Below are 22,305 nucleotides of genomic sequence, written 5' to 3'. Positions count from 1 at the left end.
GCGGACGACGACCACTGCCGACGACACGACTGGGCGATCGACGACGCTGCTACCTGCACTCGCTGAACAGCCAGTGCCCTTCACGCCGCCCTCCGTCCCGAAGCAGCTGACCAGGAGGCGCGGGTGGGTGTCCACCCATGCGCTGCGGTGCCGCGAACAGCACTCGGTCACCATGCGCGCATGGCCACTGCGCAGGACCAGTACGAGCGGATGCTCCGCCAGGAGATCGCTCCCGCACTCCGCGAGCTGGGCATGCAGGGCTCCGCTCGCGACTTCGTCCTGCCCGACCCCGACCAGTACCTCCTCGTGGGACTCCAGGGTTCGCAGTCCAACACCGCAGAGGCCGTTCGCTTCACCGTGAATCTGGCTGTGATCAGCAAGTCGGCGTGGAAGCGGGGCCGGCGGGCGTGGTGGGGCAAGCCCTCGGCCACCGTGCAGGGCCCCGTGGGCACCTACCTGCGACTGGGCGAACTGATGCCCCCGCACGACGACGTGTGGTGGGAGCTGACACCAGCCACCGCCACGGCGACGTTGGCGGCGGAGGTCGTGCGGGCCGTACAGCAGTTCGGCCTCCCCCGCCTGCTGCACGCTCGAAGCGGCGACTGAGGGGCAGGGACTCTCGGGCGACCTCGGGGGTCGAACCGTGTCGCCCAGGCCGCCTGCATCTCGAAGCGGCCCACGGTGGGACGGCCCGTCAGTCCTCCGCGTCGTCTTCCGCAGGCCGGCGATGCCATACACCGTGCTCTTCGCACCATCCGGCGACCCACCCGAGCGGTAGATCGGCCATGTCTGCCAGCTGTGGGCGGTCGTTGATGACGTGCGCGAGGTGGACGATCCGACCATCGGCAGGGTCGCTGGTCGTTCCGCAGAGGAACTGCCAGCCGCCGTCGTCCTCGTCGTGGGACACCAGCCGTACGGGAGCGCCGTCCAGGACCTGTCGCGTCGTGATCACCCCGAGGTCAGGCGGCTCGGCGAATGACCAGTCGTCCACGACCTGCACGCTCTCACATGCTCGCCGGCCGGCGGACCCGGACGCGGCGATGGCCCCGCCTGTCGCGGCCCTGTGCCTCGCGGTCGCCAGACGCTGTGCCTCGCGGTCGCCAGACCCCGAGGAAGTCCCACAGGCCGCCTCCAGAGACACGGGTGGCCGCGCAGGTGATCCCCGTAGGACGGGCCCTCGGCCGGTTGCCCGGTCCTGATCGCGGCCGGGCTCGGTACGGCGGGGGCGCGGTCGCGGCGGTCGGGCCGGACGGAGTCGTGACGAGGAGCGTCGCGTCCGGGGTGAGCCGGTACGTCCAGCCGGGGGCCTGGTGCTTGCCGCGGTGGTCGGCCGACATCGCGCCCGGCGAGCCCTGCGGGCGGTCGGCCGACGCCGGCCGGGTGGCGGCCAAGGCGGCGATCGCCCGGTACCGGCGTGCGGTGTGCCGGGCGATCTCCCGGTCGGCGGCCTGCACCTCGCCCAGCGGACCGGTCGCCCAGCCCACCGGAGGGGCGGACACGGCAGGAGCGTCGAGCACCCGTCCAGCCGACCCCGTCACGGGCTCGATCACACGTTCGGCGACGGTGAGCGGGCAACCTCTGCGGGGAGGGAAAGTGCTGCTCAGAGGCGGGAATGGGCCTCAGCCCGGGCGGTGGTCCGGCACGTTGGCCGGGTCGCCGCCCGGGTCGTGCTCCTTGCCGCCGGTCGCCGACAGCAGCGGGCCGGGCCCGCCGTCCCCGCGGCCGAGGGCGGCCACGAACTGGCGCAGGACGTCGTCGCCGCGATAGGCCGGCTGCCAGTCCAGCTGGGTGCGGGCGCGGGCGGTCTCCAGCACCGGGGACTTCAGCCCGAGGTCCAGCCAGCCCGGCTCGGTGGGCACCAGGCGGGCGTGGAAGGCCGCGCTCAGCCCGGCGCGCAGCACCGCCGCCGGCACCGGCACCCGCGTGGTGCCGAGCGCCCGGGCGATCCCGTCGGCGTCGAGCGCCGGGTCGGCGGAGAGGTTGAACGGGCCGGGCGCGCGCCGGTCGAGCATGCGGGTGATGGCGTCGGCGACGTCATCGGCGTGGATGAACCCGACCCGCAGCGACGGCAGGGGGAGCGGCAGCAGCGAGGCCACCTGCCCGGGCACCAGCCGGGCGGCGCCGAGCAGCACCGGCCCGAGGAAGTAGCGGCCGATCTCGCTGGCCGCCTCCGGCTGCAGGACCAGGGTCGGGCGGACGACGGTCAGCGTGACGTCCCGCTTCCGCCCGACCACCTCGCGCACCACCCGCTCGGCCTCGGACTTCTGCCGGCTGTACTGCGAGCTCGGGATGCCGGTGACCGGCCAGTCCTCGGTCACCGGCCGGTCCCCGCCCCCGGCGGAGTAGGCGCCGAGCGAGGACATGTGCACCACGTGCCGCACCCCCGCGGCCACCGCGGCGCGCACCACCCGGCGGGTGCCGTTGACGTTCGCCTCGTGCAGCTCGTCGGGCCTGCGGCCCGGCTGGAGCACCCACGCCAGGTGGACGACGGCGTCGACGTCCTCGAGCAGGTTGGTCAGCGCCTGCTCGCTGGAGGTCTCGCCGAGGTCGGCGGTGTACCAGGTGACGGAGTCGTAGGGGGCGGTGTCCGGCGGCTGCCGGCGGGCCAGCCCGCGGACCTCGGCCACCCCGCTGCCCGGGGCGGTCAGCCGCCGCAGCAGGGCCGTCCCGACGTTGCCGCTCGCGCCGGTGACGGCGACCCGGAGGCCCTTCAAGTGGTCGCGGGGGAGATCAGCCATGCCCCGCCGCTACCCGCGCTGCCGCGAGGCAACCGGGGACGCCGGCCCGGACGGGACCGCCGCACCGGAGCGCACGCCCGCCGACACCGCCGCGACGACGAGCAGCGCCCCCGCGGCCACCCAGAACCCGGTCGGCGTGCCCAGGGCGTCGGCCAGCCGCAGCACCAGCAGGCTGGCGAGCAGGCCGCCGACCTGCAGCGTCAGCGACGACGCCGAGAGCGCGGTCGCCCGCTGCCCCGCGGCCACCCGGGCGTGCAGCGCGTCCTTCCACAGCGGCCACGCCGCGGCGTTGCCGACGTAGAAGACGGTGAACAGCCCGCCCAGCGCCAGGGGTCCGCCGAGGGGGACGGCCGCGACGGCGAGCGCACCGAGCAGGGCCAGCCCCGCCGTCGCCGCACCCGCCGACCCCCGCGCCGCCCGGCGGGCGAGCGGCGCGAGCAGCGCCCCCACCCCGGCCGCCGCGTACGACACCGCCATCACCACGCCGAACACGGCGGCGCCCTCGGCGTCGTCGCCGGTGAGCGCCGCGACGTGCAGCGGCCCCACCAGCTCCAGCGTGCTGAGCGTGCAGCCGACCAGCAGCGAGATCGCCAGCAGCCGGCGCAGCACCCGGTCGCGGACGACGAGCCGCGCGGTGCCGCGGACCACCGCCGGCACCTCCCGGACACCGGCGCGCAGGGCGGCCGCCCCCGCGTGCCGCACGGGGCCGACCGGGACGACGAGCGCCGCGACGGCGGCCACCGACAGCAGGGCCACCACCGTCGCGACCAGCACCGGCAGCACGAGCACCGCGTCGCCCGCGCCCGCGGCCACCAGGGGCATCAGCCCGCCGAGCACCGCGCCCAGGCACAGGCCGGCCCCGTCGGCGGCGCCGGCGCGGGCCAGCCCCGGCGTCACGTCCGCGGACGGGTCCGCGGCGCGGACGGCGTCGACGTACCAGGCCTCCAACGGCCCGGAGTCCAGTGCCCGGCCGACGCCCTTGAGCGCCCACGCCACCGCGAAGGCCGCGACGGAGTGCGCGAGGGCCGAGGTCAGCAGCCCCGCGGCGGTGAACAGCCCGGACAGCACGAGCACCTGCCGGGTGCCGAGCGCGTCGGCCAGCCCGCCGGTGGGGAGCTCGAGCAGCAGGGTGACCAGCGAGTAGACGGCGACGACGACGCCGATGTCGGCCGGCGACAGCCCGCGGGCGGCGGCCAGCAGCACCGCCACCGGCGCGCTCAGCCCGATCGGCAGCCAGCGCAGCGCGGTCAGCGCGACGAAGCGGCGGCCGGCCGAGCGCACGGTCAGCGGCGCGCTCACGCCGGGTCCTCGGTGAGCGGGAACAGGTCCAGCAGCACGTGCACCAGCGGCTGGCCGGGCTCCTCCCGCTCGGCGCGCCAGCGGGCGAGCACGCCGTTGAGCTCCTCGGTGAGCGCCGCGGTGGCCTCCGGCGACAGGTGCAGCGCCCAGTCGTTGAGCGAGACGGCGTCGCGCCAGACGGGCTCGAGGGCCTCCCGCTGCTCGGCGTGCGCGGCGAGCATGCGGCGCTGCCGGCCCAGCGACTGGTGGGTCAGCTCCTCGACGACCTCACGGCCACCCGGCTGGGCGACCAGGTCCTCGGTGCGCCAGCGGGTGCTGCGGTGCCGCGCGCGCCACCAGCGCTCCCGCGCGGTGCCCTGGCCGGGCACCTCCTCGACGAAGCCGAGGTCCGCGAGCTGGCGCAGGTGGTAGCTGGTCGTCCCGCTGCTCTCGCCCAGGCGCTGGCCCAGCCGGGAGGCCGTCGACGGGCCCTCCGACCGCAGCAGGGCGAGCAGCCCGGTCCGGATCGGGTGCGCCAGCGCCCGCAGCGTCCGCGGGTCGGTGACGTCGACGGTCTCCTCGGGAGCGGTGTCGGACACCCACCCAGGCTAGGGATGCAGAGACCTCTTTGCAAAGAGGTCTCTGCATCTGGTGCCGTCAGCCGTCCGAGTCCTCGCCGTCGGTGGCGTCCTCGACCTCCTGCTCGGCCTCGTCGACTCCCTCCTCGACGTTCTGCTCCACCTCGTCGTTCACGACGTCCGAGCCGCAGGCGGCGGTGAACGGGGACGCGGCGAGGGTGAGGCCGACGGCGGCCAGGCGCCAGCTGCGGCGGCGGGGCGTGGTGGCGAGCGACATGGCGGCTCCCTGGGAGTCGGGGGGTGGGGCCACGGGGTGCCCCGGACCGGCGGCGTCCATGCGCCCGGCCGGCCGCGCGGGGTGATTGACAGCCCGCGACCGGCGGGGCGAGGCTCGCGGCCACAGGCATCCGCCGACGTCGCCGGGCCTCGGAGCAGCGGACTCCCGCTGCCCGGCACCGGTGGGGGATCGAGGTGGCGCTCAGGTGACGTCCCGGGTGCAGCCGACCCCGGCGGAGGGCCTGCGGATGGGCACCCCGCGGGGGCGGTGGGTGCTGCTGACCACCGTCCTGGGCTCGAGCCTCGCGCTGCTGGACAGCACCGTCGTCAACGTGGCCCTCGAGCGCATCGGGGCCGACCTCGGGGCCGGGTTCACCGGGCTGCAGTGGACGGTGAACGCCTACACGCTGACGCTGGCCTCGCTGATCCTGCTCGGCGGGTCGCTGAGCGACCGGTTCGGCCGGCGGCGCGTGTTCGTCGTCGGCGTCGTGTGGTTCGCCGCCGCGTCGCTGCTGTGCGGGCTGGCGCCGGACACCGGGACGCTCGTCGTCGCCCGTGCGCTGCAGGGGGTCGGGGGAGCGCTGCTGACCCCGGGCAGCCTGGCGATCATCTCGGCGTCCTTCGCCGGGGAGGACCGCGCCGCGGCGGTCGGCGCGTGGTCGGGGCTGGGCGGGGTGGCCGGCGCGGTCGGGCCCTTCGTCGGCGGCTGGCTGGTGGAGTGGAGCTGGCGGGCGGTCTTCCTGGTCAACATCCCGCTGGCCGTCGTGATCGTCTTCGTCGCGGCCCGGCACGTGCCCGAGACCCGCGACCCCGCCGCCGCGCCCGGGCTGGACTGGACCGGGACCGTCCTGGTGGTCGTCGGCCTCGGCGGGCTCACCTACGCCCTCACCGCCGCCGGCGGGCCGAGCCCCGGGCCGGCGGTCTGGGCCTGGGGGATCGCCGCGGTGGTCGCGCTGGCCGCCTTCGTCGTCGTGCAGCGCCGCTCCCGCCACCCGCTGGTGCCGCCCGTGCTCTTCCGCAGCCGGCAGTTCACCTCCGCCAACGTGGTGACGCTGCTGGTCTACGCCCCGCTCGGGGTCGTCTTCGTGCTGCTGGTGCTGCAGCTGCAGGTCGTGTCCGGCTACAGCCCGCTGCTGGCGGGGACCGCGCTGCTGCCGGTCACCGTGCTCATGCTGCTGTTCTCCTCGCGGGCCGGCGCCCTCGCCCAGCGCATCGGGCCGCGGCCGCTGATGACCCTCGGGCCGCTGCTGTCGGCCGCCGGCCTGCTGCTCATGCTGCGGATCGGCGAGGACGCCTCCTACCTGCTCGACGTCCTGCCGGCCACGGTCGTGTTCGGCGCCGGGCTGACCCTGCTGGTCGCCCCGCTCACCGCGACCGTCCTCGACTCCGCCGACGACCGGTACGCCGGCGTCGCGTCCGGGGTCAACAACGCCGTCGCCCGGGCGGCCAGCCTCCTCGCGGTGGCCGTCGTCCCGGTCGTGGCCGGCATCGGCGGCGACGACTACACCGACCCCGCCGCCTTCGGCGCCGGCTTCCGGACGGCGGTGCTCGTCTGCGCCGCGCTGCTGGTCGCGGGCGCGCTCGTCGCCCTCGCCGGGATCCGCCGGCCGCTGCGCACGGCGGAGCCCGGCCTCGGCGGGCGGCTGCCGGTCGAGGAGTACCCGCACTGCAACGTCGAGGGCCCGCAGTTGTACCCGCGGGAACCCGCGGGGGCAGCGCCGCGGGACAACGCATGACCGCGCACGACGGCCGGGACCTGCGTCCGGCACCGGAGGGGCGCCTCCGGGCCGACCGGGCCCGCGCGCAGTCGGTCGCCGGGGGTAGGGGCCTGCTGGCGCGGGTGGCGCCGCTGCGGCGCTCGCTGCGCACCGAGGCGGGCAGCGCGGGGCTGCTGCTGGCGGCCACGGTCGTGGCGTTGGTGTGGGTCAACTCCCCGTTCGGCGACAGCTACGCCGCCTTCTGGCACACCGAGTTCGCCGTCCGCCTCGGGAGCACCGAGCTGTCCCTGGACCTGCAGCACTGGGTCAACGACGGGCTGATGGTGTTCTTCTTCTTCGTCGTCGGGCTCGAGATCAAGCGCGAGCTGGTCCTGGGGGAGCTCACCGACCGGCGGCGGGCCGCGGTGCCGGCGCTGGCCGCCGTCACCGGGCTGGTGGTGCCGGCGCTGGTCTACGTCGCCTTCACCCTCGGGGACGAGGCGGCCACCGCCTGGGGCGTGGTCATCTCCACCGACACCGCGTTCCTGCTCGGCGTCCTGGTGCTCGTCGGCCCGGCCTGCCCGGCCCCGCTGCGGCTGTTCCTGCTCACGCTCGCCATCGCCGACGACGTCGGCGCGCTCGGCGTCATCGCGCTCTTCTACACCGACGACCTGGAGCTGCTCCCGCTCTGCCTGGCCGTCGTGGGGTTGGCCCTGATGGTCGGGCTGCGCTACCTGCGGGTCTGGCGCGGACCGGCCTACCTGGTCCTCGGCGTGGCCGTCTGGGTGGCGATGCACGAGTCCGGCGTCCACCCGACTCTCGCCGGTGTGGTCATCGCGCTGTTCACTCCCGCCTACGCCGCGCGACGCGAGGAGGTCGCCGACGCCGCGCGCCTGGTGCGGGCCTACCAGCAGTCGCCCAGCGCGGGGTACGCCCGGGCGGCGCGGCTGTCCCTGGACCGGTCGGTGTCGGCCGGTGAGCGGCTGCAGCAGCTGTGGCAGCCCTGGACCAGCTTCGTCATCGTGCCGGTGTTCGCGCTGGCCAACGCCGGCGTCCCGCTGACCGGCGAGACGCTGCGCGCCGCGGCGACCTCGCCGGTGACGCTCGGTGTCGTCGCCGGGCTGGTCCTCGGCAAGCTGGTGGGCATCCTCGCCGGCGCCGGCCTCGCGGTGCGGCTGCGGCTGGGGGAGCTCGCCCCCGGCCTCACCGCGCTGCAGCTGGCCGGCGGTGCCGCGCTGTCGGGCATCGGCTTCACCATCTCGCTGTTCATCGTGGACCTGGCCCTCGCGGACGACGACCGGCTCGGCGACCAGGCGCGGGTGGGCGTGCTGGCGGCGTCGGTGCTGGCCGCGCTGCTGGGCTGGGCGCTGTTCCGGGCCGCCGACCGCCGCCGGCCGCCCGGCCCGACCCGGCCGTCCCGGCTCGACCCGCCCGTCGACCCGGCCCGTGACCACGTCCGCGGACCGGCCGACGCGCCGCTCACCCTGGTCGAGTACGGCGACTTCGAGTGCCCCTTCTGCGGCCGGGCGACCGGCGCGGTGGAGGAGGTGCGCGAGCGGTTCGGCGACCGGCTGCGCTACGTCTTCCGGCACCTCCCGCTGGCCGACGTCCACCCGCACGCCCGGCTGGCCGCCGAGGCGGCCGAGGCCGCCGCCGAGCAGGGGCGGTTCTGGGCCATGCACGACCGGCTGTTCGCCGCGCAGGACCGGCTGACCCCGGCCGACCTGCTCGAGCACGCGGCCGCCCTGGGCCTGGACGTGCAGCGCTTCGCCCGCGACCTCGGGGCCGCCCGGTTCGCGCGGCGGGTGCAGGAGGACGTCGACTCCGCGGAGGCCAGCGGGGTGGCGGGGACGCCGACCTTCTTCGTCCACGGGCGCCGGCACACCGGCCCGCACGACGCCGACTCCCTGGCCGCCGCGCTGCTCGCCGGCGCCGACGGGAGCCCGGCCGCGGTCCCCGCCGGCGGTGGGGCAGGCGCGCAGGTGGTGCCCGTGCTGGGGACCCGCCGGGCGGACCGGCCGGGGCCCTCTGATGGCCCGCCCGTCCCGCTGCCGGGCGACCTGCCCGAGACGCCGGACCGCTACGGCGCCTTCCCCCGCCTGGACGACGCCCAGGTCGCGCTGCTCTCGCGGCACGGCACCCGCCGCACGTGGCAGCCGGGGCAGACCCTGTTCCGCGAGGGCGACCCGGGCTACGACTTCCAGCTCGTGCTGTCCGGCTCCGTCGCCGTGGTCGAGCACCACGGCCGGCCCGACCAGCGGGTGGTCGCGGTCCACGGCGCGCGGCGCTTCCTCGGGGAGCTCGACCTGTTCAGTGACCGCCCGGTCTTCCTGACCGCCGTCGTCCTGCAGCCGGCGGAGGTGGTCACCGTCCCGGACGCGCGGATCCGGGAGGCGTTCGCGGCGGACCCCGCACTCAAGGAGCTGGTCCTGCGCACCTTCCTCATCCGGCGGTCCATGCTGCTCGAACTCGCCGCGGACCTGCGCGTCGTCGGGCGGGGCGCCTCGGGCGACACGGCCCGGCTGCGGCGCTTCGCCGCGGACCGCGGGCTCACGGCCACCGTCGTCGACGTCGAGACCGTGGACGACGCCGCCGCGCTGCTCGCCGACCTCGGCGTGACCGAGGACGACCTGCCGGTGGTGGTGTGGCGCTCCGGGCGGGTCCTGCGCCGCCCCACCGACGCCGAGCTCGCCGGACTCGTCGACGACGGGCACGCGCCCGCCGGGCCCGCCCCCACCCGCGTCCCCCAGGAGGAACCGTGACCCAGGCCCCGGAGGCCGGCGCCCGCGCCCGGCCCGTCCTGCTCACCGTCGACGACGACCCGGGGGTGTCCCGGGCGGTGGCGCGCGACCTGCGCCGCCACTACGGCGAGCGGTTCCGGGTGGTCCGGGCCTCCTCCGGCGAGGAGGCGCTCGGGGCGCTGCGGGAACTCAAGCTGCGCGGGGACCGGGTGGCGGCGGTGCTTGCCGACTACCGGATGCCCGGCATGAACGGCATCGAGTTCCTCGAGCAGGCGATGGACCTGTTCCCCCGGGCCCGCCGCGCGCTGCTCACCGCCTACGCCGACACCGACGCCGCCATCCAGGCGATCAACCTCGTCGACGTCGACCACTACCTGCTCAAGCCGTGGGAGCCGCCCGAGGAGAAGCTCTACCCGGTCGTCGACGCCATGGTCGCGTCCTGGGAGGCCAGCCCCGACACCGCCGTCGACGACGTCAAGCTGGTCGGCCACCACTGGTCGGCGCCGTCGTTCGCCGCCCGCGACTTCCTGGCCCGCAACGCCGTCCCCTACCGCTGGTACAGCGTCGAGGAGCCCGAGGGGCGGCGGCTGCTGGCCGCCGCCGGCGCCGGTCCGGACGACGTCCCGGTCGTGGTGCCGCCCGGTGGCGAGGCCCTGCTGGCGCCGACCGAGGCCGAGCTCGCCGCCGCGGTCGGGCTCACGGTCGAGCCGAGCACCGACTTCTACGACCTCATCGTCGTGGGCGGCGGCCCGGCCGGGCTGGGCGCCGCCGTCTACGGCGCGTCCGAGGGGCTGCGCACCGTGCTCGTCGAGCGGCAGGCCACCGGCGGGCAGGCCGGGCAGAGCAGCCGGATCGAGAACTACCTCGGCTTCCCCGACGGCGTCTCCGGCGGGCAGCTGGCCGAGCGCGCCCGGCGGCAGGCCATCCGGTTCGGCACCGAGGTGCTCACCGCCCGCAAGGTGACCGCGCTCGAGGTCCGCGGCTCGGCCCGGGTGGTGCACTTCGCCGACGGCGGCAGCATCGCCGCGCACGCGGTCGTGCTGGCCACCGGCGTCGCCTACCGGACGCTGCCGGCCGCGGGCGCCGACGGGTACACCGGCCGCGGCGTCTACTACGGCTCGGCGATGACCGAGGCCGAGGCCTGCGCCGACCAGCCCGTCTACGTCGTCGGCGGCGCCAACTCGGCCGGCCAGTCGGCGGTGTTCTTCTCCCGCCACGCCAGCTGCGTCACCCTGGTGGTCCGCGGCTCCTCGCTGGAGGCGTCCATGTCGCACTACCTGGTGCAGCAGCTGGCCGCGATCCCGAACGTCGTCGTCCGGACCGGCACCACCGTGACCGCCGTGCTGGGCGACGACCACCTCGAGGAGATCGAGCTCACCGACCGCTCCGGCCGGGTGGAGACCGTGCCGACGTCGCACCTGTTCGTCTTCATCGGCGCCGAGCCGCGCACCGACTGGCTCGACGGCGTCCTCGCCCGCGACGAGCGGGGGTTCGTGCTCACCGGGCCGGAGCTGCTCGTCGACGGCGAGCGGCCACCGGGCTGGCGGCTGCAGCGCGACCCGTTCTTCCTCGAGTCCAGCGTCCCGGGGGTGTTCGTCGCCGGCGACGTCCGCGCCCAGTCGGTGAAGCGGGTGGCCTCCGCCGTCGGCGAGGGTGCCATGGCGGTCACGCTGGTGCACCGGTACCTGGAGGAGCGGTGACCGCGCCCACCCGGCTGGAGCCCGCGCGGCTGCGCGAGCTGTTCCTGTTCGCCGACCTCGACGAGACGCAGCTGGCGTGGGTGTCGGAGACCGGCGACGTCGTCGCGTTCCCCGCCGGCAGCGACGTGTCCACCGAGGGCGAGCCGGCCGAGTGCTTCTACGTGCTCCTGACCGGCACCCTGCGGATGGTCCGGCGGGTGGGCCGCGACGAGGTGGAGACCACGCGCACCGACCAGCCGGGCGTCTACAGCGGCGCGGTGCAGTTCTACCTCGGTGACCAGGTCAGACAGGTCTACCCGGCGACGGTGCGGGCGGTCACCGACTGCACGTTCCTGGCGCTGCCCGCGGCCGAGTTCGCCGCCGTGTTCCGCCGCTGGTACCCGATGGCCGTCCACCTGCTGCAGGGCCTGTTCCTGGGCACGCGGAACTCCGAGGAGCTGGTCGGCCAGCGGGAGCGGCTGCTGGCGCTGGGCAAGCTCACCGCCGGGCTCACCCACGAGCTCAACAACCCGGCCGCGGCCGCGTCCCGGGCCACCGCGGCGCTGCGCGAGCGGGTCGCGGGCATGCGGCACAAGCTCGCGCTGCTGGCCGACGGGACCTTCGACGGCTCGCAGCTGCGCCGGCTGACCGAGCTGCAGGAGCGGTTCGTCGCGGGCATCGGCAGCGCGGTCGAGCTGAGCGCGCTGGAGCGGTCGGACCGGGAGGACGAGCTCGGCGACTGGCTCGAGGACCACGACGTCGACCGGCCCTGGGAGCTGGCGTCGGTGTTCGTCCCGGCCGGGCTGGACCCGGCGTCCCTGGAGGCGGTCGCCGACGCCGTCGAGCCCGACTTCCTCGAGCCGGCGCTGCGCTGGCTGGCCTACACCGTCGAGACCGAGATGCTGCTCGCCGAGATCCTCGACAGCACCTCGCGGATCTCCCACCTCGTGGGCGCGGCCAAGCAGTACTCGCAGGTCGACCGCACCCCGCACCAGCTCACCGACCTGCACGCCGGACTGGACGCGACGCTGGTCATGCTCAGCGCGAAGACCGGCCCGGGGATCCGCGTGGTCAAGGACTACGACCGCTCGATGCCGCCGGTCCCGGCCTACGCCGCCGAGCTCAACCAGGTGTGGACCAACCTCATCGACAACGCCCTCGACGCCATGGCGGGGGAGGGCACGCTCACCCTGCGCACCGCCGTCGACGGCGACAACGCCGTCGTCGAGGTCGCCGACACCGGCCCGGGCATCCCGGAGACGATGCGGCGCCGGGTGTTCGAGCCGTTCTTCACCACCAAGCCGGTGGGGCAGGGCACCGGCCTCGGCCTCGACGTCGCCTGGCGCATCGTCACCAACCGGCACGGCGGGGTGATCAAGGTGCGCTCGGAGCCGGGGAACACCCGGTTCGTGGTGCGGCTGCCGCTGTCCGAGCCGCCGGGGGTCTGATCCTCAGGCCACCGCGCGGGTGTGCTCGACGACCAGGCCGGCGGTGCGCTCGGCGGCGAGCTCGGGGATCCAGTGCGGCACGTCCTCGAGCACCTCGAGCCGGTACGGGCCGCGCACGTGGTCGCGCGTGCGCTCGGTGGCCGCCCGGCCGAGGAAGGTGTCGCCGGTGCTCCACACGTGCAGCGCCGGCGCGGTGACCTCGCCGACGGCGTCGCGGGCGCCGAAGGGCACCGCCCGGTACCAGGCCAGCGCGCTCGACAGCGCCCCCGGCTCGCGCATGCGCTCGACGTACCGGGCGACGACGTCCGCGGGCAGCCCGCCGTTCTCCAGCACGCCGCGCAGCGCCGCGCCGTCGCGGGCGAGCAGCAGCCGCTCGGGCAGCAGCGGGAGCTGGAAGGCGGCCATGTACGACGAGCGCAGCCCCTGGTCGCTGGTGAGCACCGCCCGCGCGACCGCGGCCGGGTGCGGGGTGGACAGCGAGGTCACCGTGCGCACCCGGTCGGGGTGCCAGGCGCCCAGCGCCCAGGCGACCGCGCCGCCCCAGTCGTGCCCGACGACGTGCGCGCTCTCCAGCCCTGCGGCGTCGAGCAGCGCCAGGACGTCGCCGGCCACCGCGCGCAGCCGGTAGGCCGAGCGCCCGCGCGGGCGGGCGCCGGGGCTGTAGCCGCGCTGGTCGAACGCGAGGGTGCGCAGGCCGGCGGCGTGCAGCAGCGGCGCCATCCGGTCGAAGGCGCTCGCGTCCTGCGGGAAGCCGTGCAGGAGCACCACCGGCTCCCCGCCCGGCGGCCCGTCGTCGCGGACGTCGAAGGTCAGGCCGTCGTTCCCGAACTCCCGCATGCCCTCCCGGTGCCCGCCCGGCGGCTGCCGGAACCCCCGCGGTCGGGGAGGATGGGCCGGTGACGGGGACCGCGGCGGAGCTGATCGTGCTGGTCGACGACGACGGGACGCCGATCGGCACGATGCCCAAGCCGCTGGTGCACCACGGCGAGACGCCGCTGCACCGGGCGTTCTCCGCCTACCTGTTCGCCGACGACGGCCGGCTGCTGGTCACCCGCCGCGCCGAGGACAAGCAGACCTTCCCGGGCATGTGGACCAACACCGTCTGCGGCCACCCCGGCCCCGGCGAGGACGACGGCGCCGCGATCGCCCGCCGCGCCGAGCAGGAGCTCGGCCTGCAGGTGGCCGACCTGCGCCCGGCGCTGCCCGGCTACCGCTACCGCGCCGAGTTCCGCGGCGTCGTCGAGAACGAGGTGTGCCCGGTGTACCTGGGTCGCTTCACCGGCACGCCCGACCCCGACCCGGCCGAGGTCGGGGAGTGGGAGCTGCTGGAGTGGGCGGCGTTCCGCCGTCGCCAGGAGGAGTCCGAGCGCGACGCCTGGTCGCCCTGGTGCCGCGAGCAGGCGCGCCTGATCGAGCAGGCCGGGCTGGTCCCGGGGAGCCATCAGCGCGAGAGGCGGTAGTCGCCGGGACACGGACGGTGGCGGGCGCGCCCGCCCGCTCGTGTCGCTGCGCCGGACGCGCCGGAGCGCCCTCCTAGCGTCCGCCGCGTGGACCGCCGGGGCTTCCTCCTCCTGCTCGCCACCGGACTCGCCGGGGCCGCCGTCGGGCGCGGCGCCGCCGAGATGGACCTGGCGGCACCCGACCTCGCCGCGCCGCCGCCCGCCGCGGCGGCCACCCCCACCGGCCCGGGCGGCCTGGTCGCCGTCCCCGCCCCGGCCGGCGTCGTGGACGAGCTGCCCGGACCGGGCGAGCAGCTGGCCCTGACCATCGACGACGGCAGCGACGGCGAGGTGGTCGCGGCGCTGGTCACCCTGGCCCGCGAGACCGGCACCCGGCTGACGTTCTTCCCCAACGGCAGCTACCGCACGTGGGGCGACAACGCCCGCGACCTGTGGCCGCTCATCGAGTCCGGCCAGGTCGCCTTCGGCAACCACACCTGGTCGCACCCGGACCTCACCACCGTCTCCGACGCCGAGGTCGCCGAGGAGCTGCGGCGCAACCAGGACTTCATGCGCCGCACCCTCGGCGTCACCGACACCCCGTTCTGGCGGCCGCCGTTCGGCTCGCACGACGAGCGCGTCGACGCCATCGCCGCCGACCTCGGCCACCCCACCACGGTCATGTGGAACGGCACCTTCGACGACGCCCGCGCCATCGGCGCCGAGGACCTCATGGCCGCCGCGGACCGGTGGTTCACCGCCCGGGCGATCGTCGTCGGCCACGCCAACCAGCCGGCGATCACCACCGTGCTCGACCGGATGCTCGAGCTGATCGAGACCCGGCAGCTGCAGACGGTGACCCTCGCCGACGTCTGGTCCTCCCCGGCCTGACCGCCCCGACCTGCGGGCCGCGCGCACCTCGGCGAGAGTGGCGGGGACGCATCGTGATCACGGGCCCGCCGGTCGCGTCCGGGAGCGGGCCGGAGGACGGAGGAACGGGTGGCAGGGGAGCTGAAGGGCCGCGTGGCGCTGGTCACCGGCGGGGCCAGCGGGCTCGGCCGGGCGACGTGCGTGTCGCTGGCCGAGGCCGGTGCGCACGTCGTCGTCGCCGACATCGACGCCGACGGCAGCGAGCGCACCCGCGAGCTGGTGACCGACGCCGGCGGCAGCGCCGAGGTCGTCCCGCTGGACGTGACCGACGACGCCAGCCGCCGCGAGGTCGTGGCCCGGCTCTTCGAGCAGCACGGCGACGCCTTCGACGTCCTGGTCAACGTGGCCGGCATCGACCGCCCGGGCTACGTCACCGACATCGACCTCGACGACTACCGCCGGGTCATGGCGGTCAACTGCGAGGGCCCGATCTTCCTGACCAGCGAGTTCGTGAAGCGGGTGCAGCACCTGCCCGAGGGCCGCACCGCCGACGTCGTGCACGTGGTGTCGCTGTCGGCGATCACCTCGGGCAGCGGCGCGATCGCCTACAACGGCTCCAAGGCCGGCTTCCTCAACGCCACCCGCTGCATCCAGCGCGAGCTGCGGGAGAAGGCCGTGAAGCAGGAGGACGGCAGCGAGCGGCCCTTCCCGGCGCGGGTCATGAGCGTCATCCCGGCCGCGATGGACACGCCGATGATGGAGCAGTGGGGCATCCCCGGGCACCTGATGATGCCGCCGTCGGCGGTGGCCGACACCGTCCGCACGCTGCTCCTGCTGCACCCGTCGGCCTTCGTGCCGGAGATGCAGGTCGTGCCGCGCCTCGAGCCGAACTTCCCGCGATGACCGACCCCGACCTCCCCGACAGCGGCATGGCCTCCGGCTCGGACGCCGGCGAGCCGGGCGAGCACCTCGGCAGCGGCGACCTGCGCCCCGACGAGGAGCGGCTGCTCGCCGAGCTGACGCGCGGCGTCGACGCCCCGCCCGACGGCACCGAGGCCGAGGTGCGCGCGGCCGAGGACGAGGCGCCGCTGCCCGAGGACGGCGGCGCCCAGGACGACGGCCTGGAGGCCGACTTCTCCGATCCCCAGCCGTGACCGAGGCCCCCTCCCGGATCCCGGGAGGGGGCCCGCTCACTCCTCCGGGGACAGGCGGACGGCGACCAGGGCGACGTCGTCCTCGGCGCCGTCGGGGACCAGCCGCGCCAGCACCTCGTCGCAGACCTGCTCCACCGGCCGGTCGCGCAGCTCCGCGAGCGCCCGCGCGAGCCGGTCGACACCGTCGTCGAAGCCCTCGTCCCGGCGCTCGACCAGGCCGTCGGTGAACAGCAGCACCGTGGAGCCGCGCTCGAGGGTCACCTCGGCGTCGGTGCGCACCGCCTCCGGGCTCACCCCGAGCAGCAGGCCGGGCCGGCCGCCGTCGAGCGGCGCGCTCGTGCCGTCGGGGGCGGCGACCAGCGGGGGCAGGTGGCCGGCGCTGGCCCACCGCAGGCGGGCGACCCCGGCGGCGCGCTCGTCGTCGGTCTGCTCGAGCCGGCCGACCAGCACGGTGGCCATGGCGCCGAGCTGCAGCCCCTCGATCGCCGCGTCGAGCCGGGTGAGCACCGCCGCGGGGCTCTCGCCGCTGTCGTAGGCGATGCCGCGCAGCAGCCCGCGCAGCTGGGCCATGCAGGCGGCGGCCTGGACGTCGTGGCCGACGACGTCGCCGATGACCAGCATCGTCGAGCCGTCGGGCTGGGCGAAGACGTCGTACCAGTCGCCGCCGACCTGGGCCTCGCGGGTGGCCGGCACGTAGCGCACCGCCATCTGCAGGTGGTCAGGCTGCGGGGGCTCGGACAGCAGGCTGCGCTGCAGCGTCTCGGCGGCGCGGACGATGCTGCGCGAGCGGGCGTAGAGCGCCTCGAGCAGGTGGCTGCGCAGCTGCAGCACCTCGGCGTGCTCCTGCGGCGTCCACGGGTGCGAGCGGTCGCGGACGGTCTCCCGCCAGCGGTCGAAGCTCTTGCGCGGGCTGAGCCGGACGTCGTCGCCCTCCCGCTCGGCGATCGCCTTGTTGTGCGGGTCGCCGCCCCAGTCGACGTGCCGCACCGCCTCGCGGCGGTGCCACAGCACGTACTGGCCCTCGGGCAGCGGCAGCACGAGCACGCCGCAGGCGACCTCGACCGGGACGCCCAGCTGCGGTGCCTCGCGCTGCAGGGCGTCGGTGGCCACCACGTCCTCGCCGCGGGCGGCCGCCCAGGCCACGACCCGCTCGAGGACGTCGGCCGGCAGCTCCGCGCCCTTGGTGCCGCTGCTGCCCTGCAGGCAGACGGCCACGCCGTCGGCGGGCAGGACGTCGAGCAGGCTGGTGGTGCCGAGCAGCGTGTCGGCCAGCGCGCGGTCCTCGTCGAGGGTGGACGCGGTCAGCCAGGCCAGCGTGGAGCGGACCTGCAGCGCCCGGTGCACCTCGTCTTGGGCGGTGCGGTCGACCAGCCGCAGCGACAGCGTCGAGCCGAGGAACTCGGCCGCGGCGCGGGTGGCGTAGGGCGGCTGGTGCGGGCCGGAGTAGTGGTGGCAGGCGACGAGGCCCCAGAGCCGGTCGTCCTGCAGCAGCGAGATCGACATCGAGGCGCGCACGCCCATGTTCTGCAGGTACTCGACGTGGATCGGCGAGACGCTGCGCAGCGTCGAGTAGGTGAGGTCCAGCGGCCGGCCGGTGGCCGGGTGCGCGGCCGGCTGGATGCGGCTGGGGACGTAGCCGACGTCGCTGATCAGCCGGATCCAGTTCTTCTCGTACAGCGCCCGCGCCTGGGCCGGGATGTCCGAGGCCGGGTAGTGCAGGCCCAGGAAGGAGTTGAGGTCGGCGGCCTTCGCCTCGGCCACGACCTCGCCGTTGTAGTCGGCGTCGTAGCGGTAGACCATCACCCGGTCGAAGCCGGTGAGGGCGCGGATCGCCCGCGCGGTGATGTCGAACAGCTCCTGCAGGGTGGAGGCCCGGTTGAGCTCGGCGACGGTCCCGCGCACCGCCTGGTAGGTGTTCGGGAAGGAGAACGGCCGCGGCCCGCGCGCCGGCTCCAGCTCCACGACGAGGTTGGTCTGCGGCGGGTCGCCGTCCTCGGGCTGCCCGTGCCCGTCCCGGGCACCGCCCAGCACCGCCCGGTGCAGGATGGCGTCCACCGGCACGGGGTCGCCGTCGACGTCGAGGGTGACCTCCACCGGGTTGCGCTCGCGCAGGTCGCCGAACGCGCTGGCCGAGCGGACGACGGCCTCGGTCTGCGCCACCCCGAGGACGTCGGCGAGCGGGCGGCCGAGCGCGTCGGACCAGCCCACGCCGGTCAGCCCGGCCAGGTTCTCCGACGCCTGGACGACGACCAGGTCCGGCTCGCTGACCGCCAGCAGCACGCCGCGCGGCTGGATGCTGCCGGGGACGTGGATCGGCTCGCGGGCGCAGTTGTCCAGGTCGACCGGCTCACCCGGCGACAGCCACGCGACGTCCGTCCCCGCGGTGTCGGAGCCCGAGGTGGCCTCGACGTCGGTCACGCGTTCGCCCCCTGCGCCGCCGGGGCGCACCAGTCGGCGAGGACGGCGAAGGTCTGCCGGGCCGCGGCGACCACCCGCCCGGCGTCCCCGGTGCCTGCGACGTGCGCCCGGGTGACCCGGCGGAACGCGGCCCACATCGCGCCGGTGTCCTCGCCGTAGGGGCTGAAGCAGCGCAGCCGGGGCAGTCCCGGCAGGCCCGCCAGGTGGCGGTCGATGACGGTGCCGCCGAGGGTCGAGCCCTCCATGACGTACAGCCGGCCCAGCGCCTCGTCGGTGCCGGCGACGGCGGGCAGGTCCGGCCGGCCGGCGTCGGCGGCGCCGCCCAGCCCGGCCAGGTCGGCGGCGTAGAGGCCGGTGCGGCGGCGGCGGTCCCAGTCGAGGGCGGCGGCGTCGCCGGGGTGCCGGGCGGCCCAGTCGTCCAGCCCCGCCTCGGCCGCGGCCCAGAAGGAGTGCAGCCGCGCCAGCACGGTGACCAGGCGGCCGCGGTCCAGTGCTTGGTCCATCAGGTCGAGGGTGGCCTCGACCTGTCCGTGCTCCACGGCGGTGGCCGTGCGGAGGTCCCGGAGGACGTCGCCGGCGCCGCCCGCGTCTCGAGGCAACGCCTCTCCTCCCGCAGCCATCAGCCCCTCGAGGGTAGGTCACGCCCCCGACACCGTCGCGGGGGAGAAGGTGCAGTGCGCAACAGTTCTGTCCCGGGGTCAGAGCATCCGCGGTGCGCGGTCCAGCAGGAGGTCGGCGGCGCGGGCGAGGACCTGCGCCCGGGTGCGCCCGCCGTGGCCGGTGGCGAGGAAGTGCTCGCCGATCGCCAGGCAGAAGGCGATCAGGGCGCGCGCCTCCACCTCCTCGGGGTCGGTGCAGAACGTGCCGATCAGCTCGCGCAGCAGCCCCATGCGCCGCTCGTCGACCCGGCGCAGGCGCGCGGCGACCGCCTCGTCCCGGCGGGCCCAGTCGCGGACGGCCAGGTCGATCGGGAGCAGGCGGTCGCTGGAGAAGGTGAGGACGCCGGCCCGCTCGATGCGGGTCCGCGGGTCCCCACCCTCGCGCTCGACGCGCTCGAGCACCTCGTCGGTGCTCTCCCGCTCCCAGGTGTCGAGCATCGCCTCGAGCAGGGCCTCCCGGTCGGCGAAGTGGCCGTAGAAGCCGCCCTTGGTGACGCCGAGGTCCTTGGCCAGCGCCTCGACGCGGACGGCGTCCGGGCCACCCGCCGCCAGTGCCGCCAGCCCCTGCTCGACCCACCGCTCGCGCGGGGTGCGCACGACCGCCACGCCCACCTCCTGTACGCCACCGTACACATCCGTTACCGTCGTCTGTACGGCACCGTATACGAGAGGGAGGTCGCCGTGACCCTGCTCGACAGCACCGGGGTGGTCCGGGGGATCACCGGCTCCGCGCGGGAGGTCTGCTCGCTGCCCGGGATCGACTACGCCGACCGGTGCACGCTGGTCACCGACGTGACCGCGACGCCGGAGCGGTGGGCCCGGGCGGTGTTCGGCGACGTGCCGAGCCTGGCGGAGCGGTTCGTCTGGCAGGCGCTGCTCGCCTTCCGGCTTCACCCGCGGTGCTCCCCGGACACGGTCGGCGGCTGGCGGGTCGGCGGGCGCGGCGCGGACTGGATCCGGCTGGAGACCGCGTCCCGGTCGCTGCGCGCGAACATGGTCGTGCAGGCCACCGCGCGCCGGGTCACCTGGACGACGTGCCTGTCCTACGAGCGCCCGTGGGGCCGGCTGCTGTGGCCGCCGCTGTCGGCCGTGCACCGCCGGCTGGTGCCGCGGGTGCTCGCCGCCGCCGAGCAGCGGCTGCGCTGACGGGCGGTCAGGGCAGCCGGGCGCGGCGCAGCGAGGCGTGCACCAGCAGCCGGGTGCCGCCGTCGGCCAGGTCCAGGCCGGTCAGCGCGGTGATCCGGCCCAGCCGGTAGTACAGCGTCTGCCGGTGGATCGACAGCGCCGCCGAGGTCCGGGCGACGCTGCCGGCCGCGTCGAGGTAGGCCTCGGCCGTGGCGGCCAGCACCGGGTCGGCGAGCAGCGGCGCGACGGCCGGGTCGGGCGCGGGCAGTGCCGCGGCGACCCGCCAGCCGCCGAGCTCCGACCAGCGGGCCACCGGCGCGAGCCCCGGCACCGCGGCCGCGACCCGGGCCGCGGTGCGGGCCTGCGCCCAGCACGCGGGCAGTCCCGCGGGACCCGCGGCGGGGTCGGACACCCCCGCGGCCGCGCCGCCGGACAGTCGGGCGAGGGCCGCGGACGCGGTGGTCACCGCCGGGCGCAGGTCGCCGGGGCGGGCCAGCCGGACGAGGACGGCGGCCTCGCGGCGGTCCTCGCCGAGCACCGCCGCGGCCGGCGGGAGCCGCCGGCCCTCGGGGAGCGGGCCCCGCAGCGCGACCAGCGCCAGCGGTGCGTCCTCGCCGAGCCGGGCGGCCAGGGTGCGCGCCGCCCGCTCGCGCGCCGGCGCGGTGCCGGTGAGCACGGCGGCCAGGGCCTCGCCGAGGTCGCCGTCGTCGTCCCGGCCGGCCAGCAGCCGCCCCGCGCGGGCGGCGAGGTCGACCGCCGCGGCGAGGGCCGGGTCGGCGTCGTCGTCGGGGTCGGTGCGGCCGCCGTCGAGCAGCCAGAGGTAGCCGAGGGTGCGGCCGCCGTGCCGGACCGGCAGGAGCAGGCGGGTGAGGATGCCCGCGGTCGGGTCGGCGGGGGTGCGCACCGGCCGCTGCGCGGTGGCGATGCCGAGGTCCTCGAACCAGCGGCGGGTGTCCGGGGTGGAGCCGCGGCCGAGGATGGAGCGGGTGCGGACGGCGTCCATCGCGGTGTCGCCCCCGTCGAGGGGGTGGGCGGCGAAGGCGAGCAGCGTGAAGTCGACGTCCTCCAGCGTGGCCGGGGCGCGCAGCAGCCGGGCGACCTCGTCCACCACGTCCTGCAGGTCGTCGCGCACCGTACGACTGTATGAAACCGGACGTCCGGAGTCCGTACGTCCGTCCCTGGCGGACCCGATCGGGCGCTCCTAGCGTTCGAGGTCACACTCGACGACGGAGGTGGCCGGTGCTGTCCACGAAGACCCTGCTGCTGGGGGCCTCCCGCCGCCCGGCGCTGCGCCGCGCGCTCGTGGGCACCCCGGTGACCCGGCGCGTGGTCGAGCGGTTCGTGGCCGGCGAGACGCTGCCCGACGCGCTGGCCGTCGTCGGCCGGCTCACCGGCGAGGGCATCGAGGTGACCCTCGACCACCTCGGCGAGGACGTCACCGACCCGGCCGCGGCGCGCGCCTCCCGCGACGCCTACCTCGCCCTGCTCGAGGCGCTGGCGCCGCTGGAGCTGGGCCCGCGGGCCGAGGTGTCGGTGAAGCTGTCGGCCTTCGGGCAGGCGCTGCCGGGCGGGGAGGACCTCTCGCTGGAGCTGGTCCGGCCGGTGGTCGAGTGCGCGGCGCGGGCCGGCACCACGGTCACCCTCGACATGGAGGACTCCTCGACCGTCGACGCCACCCTCGCCGTCCTCGCCGAGCTCCGCCGCGACCACCCGCAGACCGGCGCGGTGCTGCAGGCCGCGCTGCACCGCACCGAGGACGACGTGCAGGCGCTGGCCACGCCGGGCTCCCGGGTGCGGCTGGTCAAGGGCGCCTACGACGAGCCGCCGTCGGTCGCCCACCAGGGCCGCCGGGACGTCGACGCCGCCTACGCCCGCTGCCTCGGCGTGCTCATGCGCGGGCCCGGCTACCCGATGGTCGGCAGCCACGACCCGGCGATGATCACGCTGGCCCAGCGGCTGGCGGCCGAGTACGGGCGCGCCGCCGACTCCTGGGAGGTGCAGATGCTGCACGGCATCCGGGTCGACGAGCAGCGCCGGCTGGCCGCGTCCGGCACCCGCGTGCGCGCCTACGTGCCCTACGGCCGCGACTGGTACGGCTACTTCGTCCGCCGGCTGGCCGAGCGCCCGGCGAACCTCCGCTTCTTCCTCCGCGCCCTCGTCTCCCGCTGACCCGCCCCGGCAGAGACGGCCGTCTCTGCCGCACTC

The 22,305-nt window shown here is 76.3% G+C and carries 21 protein-coding genes; 11 read left to right on the top strand and 10 right to left on the bottom strand.

Annotation, left to right across the window (positions count from 1 at the left end):
• The first annotated feature begins 180 nt into the window (after nucleotides 1-180).
• Nucleotides 181-606, top strand: coding sequence for a DUF4304 domain-containing protein (locus tag ACI798_RS00260; RefSeq protein WP_457046885.1), 426 nt, complete (start codon nucleotides 181-183; stop codon nucleotides 604-606).
• A gap of 88 nt (nucleotides 607-694) precedes the next feature.
• On the opposite strand, the gene ACI798_RS00255 is transcribed toward ACI798_RS00260, so the two are convergent.
• The 5 genes from ACI798_RS00255 to ACI798_RS00235 form a co-directional block, all read right to left on the bottom strand.
• On the bottom strand, nucleotides 695-1,000 hold the full coding sequence (locus ACI798_RS00255) for a hypothetical protein (RefSeq protein WP_456940853.1): 306 nt from the start codon (nucleotides 998-1,000) through the stop codon (nucleotides 695-697).
• 619 nt (nucleotides 1,001-1,619) lie between these two features.
• Nucleotides 1,620-2,738 (bottom strand): NAD-dependent epimerase/dehydratase family protein, encoded by a 1,119-nt coding sequence (locus ACI798_RS00250; protein ID WP_456940852.1) that lies wholly within the window; start codon nucleotides 2,736-2,738, stop codon nucleotides 1,620-1,622.
• 9 nt (nucleotides 2,739-2,747) lie between these two features.
• Entirely contained in the window at nucleotides 2,748-4,037 is a 1,290-nt protein-coding gene (locus ACI798_RS00245; protein ID WP_457046884.1) for an MFS transporter, read from the bottom strand.
• Nucleotides 4,034-4,615: a helix-turn-helix domain-containing protein gene (locus tag ACI798_RS00240; protein WP_456940850.1), complete on the bottom strand. Its 582-nt coding sequence runs from the start codon at nucleotides 4,613-4,615 to the stop codon at nucleotides 4,034-4,036. Before ACI798_RS00240 ends, ACI798_RS00245 begins: the two co-directional genes overlap by 4 nt.
• Before the next feature lie 58 nt (nucleotides 4,616-4,673).
• Complete coding sequence (locus ACI798_RS00235) at nucleotides 4,674-4,871, bottom strand: hypothetical protein (protein ID WP_457046883.1); 198 nt, start codon at nucleotides 4,869-4,871, stop codon at nucleotides 4,674-4,676.
• Between the two features lie 217 nt (nucleotides 4,872-5,088).
• Between ACI798_RS00235 and ACI798_RS00230 the strand changes: the two genes are divergently transcribed.
• Genes ACI798_RS00230 through ACI798_RS00215 form a run of 4 tightly spaced genes read left to right on the top strand, consistent with a single transcriptional unit; the run spans nucleotide 5,089 to nucleotide 12,435 of the window.
• Nucleotides 5,089-6,606 carry an MFS transporter gene (locus ACI798_RS00230; RefSeq protein WP_457046882.1) on the top strand — a complete coding sequence of 506 codons (1,518 nt, stop codon included), beginning with the start codon at nucleotides 5,089-5,091 and terminating at the stop codon, nucleotides 6,604-6,606.
• A complete protein-coding gene (gene nhaA, locus ACI798_RS00225; RefSeq protein ID WP_457046881.1) occupies nucleotides 6,603-9,329 on the top strand; it encodes a Na+/H+ antiporter NhaA in 2,727 nt (908 codons plus the stop codon). The genes ACI798_RS00230 and nhaA overlap by 4 nt, the downstream gene beginning before the upstream one ends.
• Nucleotides 9,326-11,008, top strand: a complete 1,683-nt coding sequence (locus tag ACI798_RS00220) for an FAD-dependent oxidoreductase (RefSeq protein ID WP_456940846.1) — start codon at nucleotides 9,326-9,328, stop codon at nucleotides 11,006-11,008. Before nhaA ends, ACI798_RS00220 begins: the two co-directional genes overlap by 4 nt.
• Nucleotides 11,005-12,435, top strand: a complete 1,431-nt coding sequence (locus tag ACI798_RS00215; RefSeq protein ID WP_456940845.1) for an ATP-binding protein — start codon at nucleotides 11,005-11,007, stop codon at nucleotides 12,433-12,435. The genes ACI798_RS00220 and ACI798_RS00215 overlap by 4 nt, the downstream gene beginning before the upstream one ends.
• 3 nt (nucleotides 12,436-12,438) lie before the next feature.
• Here the strand turns inward: ACI798_RS00215 and ACI798_RS00210 are convergent, their stop codons facing one another.
• Nucleotides 12,439-13,272: an alpha/beta fold hydrolase gene (locus tag ACI798_RS00210; protein WP_456940844.1), complete on the bottom strand. Its 834-nt coding sequence runs from the start codon at nucleotides 13,270-13,272 to the stop codon at nucleotides 12,439-12,441.
• 59 nt (nucleotides 13,273-13,331) lie between these two features.
• On the opposite strand from ACI798_RS00210, the gene idi reads away from it, so the two are divergent.
• From idi to ACI798_RS00190, 4 genes are all read left to right on the top strand, one after another.
• A complete protein-coding gene (gene idi, locus ACI798_RS00205) occupies nucleotides 13,332-13,895 on the top strand; it encodes an isopentenyl-diphosphate Delta-isomerase (protein ID WP_456940843.1) in 564 nt (187 codons plus the stop codon).
• 87 nt (nucleotides 13,896-13,982) lie between these two features.
• Nucleotides 13,983-14,765: a polysaccharide deacetylase family protein gene (locus ACI798_RS00200; protein WP_456940842.1), complete on the top strand. Its 783-nt coding sequence runs from the start codon at nucleotides 13,983-13,985 to the stop codon at nucleotides 14,763-14,765.
• Nucleotides 14,766-14,873: 108 nt separating this feature from the next.
• Complete coding sequence (locus ACI798_RS00195; RefSeq protein ID WP_456940841.1) at nucleotides 14,874-15,647, top strand: SDR family NAD(P)-dependent oxidoreductase; 774 nt, start codon at nucleotides 14,874-14,876, stop codon at nucleotides 15,645-15,647.
• Nucleotides 15,644-15,898, top strand: a complete 255-nt coding sequence (locus ACI798_RS00190) for a hypothetical protein (RefSeq protein WP_456940840.1) — start codon at nucleotides 15,644-15,646, stop codon at nucleotides 15,896-15,898. Before ACI798_RS00195 ends, ACI798_RS00190 begins: the two co-directional genes overlap by 4 nt.
• A 36-nt stretch (nucleotides 15,899-15,934) precedes the next feature.
• Here the strand turns inward: ACI798_RS00190 and ACI798_RS00185 are convergent, their stop codons facing one another.
• The 3 genes from ACI798_RS00185 to ACI798_RS00175 form a co-directional block, all read right to left on the bottom strand.
• The gene (locus tag ACI798_RS00185; protein ID WP_457046880.1) at nucleotides 15,935-18,316 is read right to left on the bottom strand and encodes a SpoIIE family protein phosphatase; all 2,382 of its coding nucleotides are present in this window, start codon (nucleotides 18,314-18,316) and stop codon (nucleotides 15,935-15,937) included.
• Nucleotides 18,313-18,915, bottom strand: a complete 603-nt coding sequence (locus tag ACI798_RS00180) for a biliverdin-producing heme oxygenase (RefSeq protein ID WP_457046879.1) — start codon at nucleotides 18,913-18,915, stop codon at nucleotides 18,313-18,315. The genes ACI798_RS00185 and ACI798_RS00180 overlap by 4 nt, the downstream gene beginning before the upstream one ends.
• A gap of 99 nt (nucleotides 18,916-19,014) precedes the next feature.
• Nucleotides 19,015-19,581, bottom strand: coding sequence for a TetR/AcrR family transcriptional regulator (locus ACI798_RS00175; RefSeq protein ID WP_457046878.1), 567 nt, complete (start codon nucleotides 19,579-19,581; stop codon nucleotides 19,015-19,017).
• A gap of 75 nt (nucleotides 19,582-19,656) precedes the next feature.
• On the opposite strand from ACI798_RS00175, the gene ACI798_RS00170 reads away from it, so the two are divergent.
• A complete protein-coding gene (locus tag ACI798_RS00170) occupies nucleotides 19,657-20,121 on the top strand; it encodes a hypothetical protein (RefSeq protein ID WP_457046877.1) in 465 nt (154 codons plus the stop codon).
• Nucleotides 20,122-20,128: 7 nt separating this feature from the next.
• Here the strand turns inward: ACI798_RS00170 and ACI798_RS00165 are convergent, their stop codons facing one another.
• Nucleotides 20,129-21,232 (bottom strand): PucR family transcriptional regulator, encoded by a 1,104-nt coding sequence (locus ACI798_RS00165; RefSeq protein WP_457046876.1) that lies wholly within the window; start codon nucleotides 21,230-21,232, stop codon nucleotides 20,129-20,131.
• 107 nt (nucleotides 21,233-21,339) lie between these two features.
• Here ACI798_RS00165 and ACI798_RS00160 point away from each other — a divergent pair, with 107 nt between their 5' ends.
• Nucleotides 21,340-22,269 (top strand): proline dehydrogenase family protein, encoded by a 930-nt coding sequence (locus ACI798_RS00160; RefSeq protein WP_457046875.1) that lies wholly within the window; start codon nucleotides 21,340-21,342, stop codon nucleotides 22,267-22,269.
• Nucleotides 22,270-22,305: the final 36 nt, after the last annotated feature.

The organism is Geodermatophilus sp. SYSU D01045, assembly GCF_054050295.1.
Note: the sequence above shows the minus strand (reverse complement) of the source record. Positions and strands in the feature narration are given on the sequence as shown.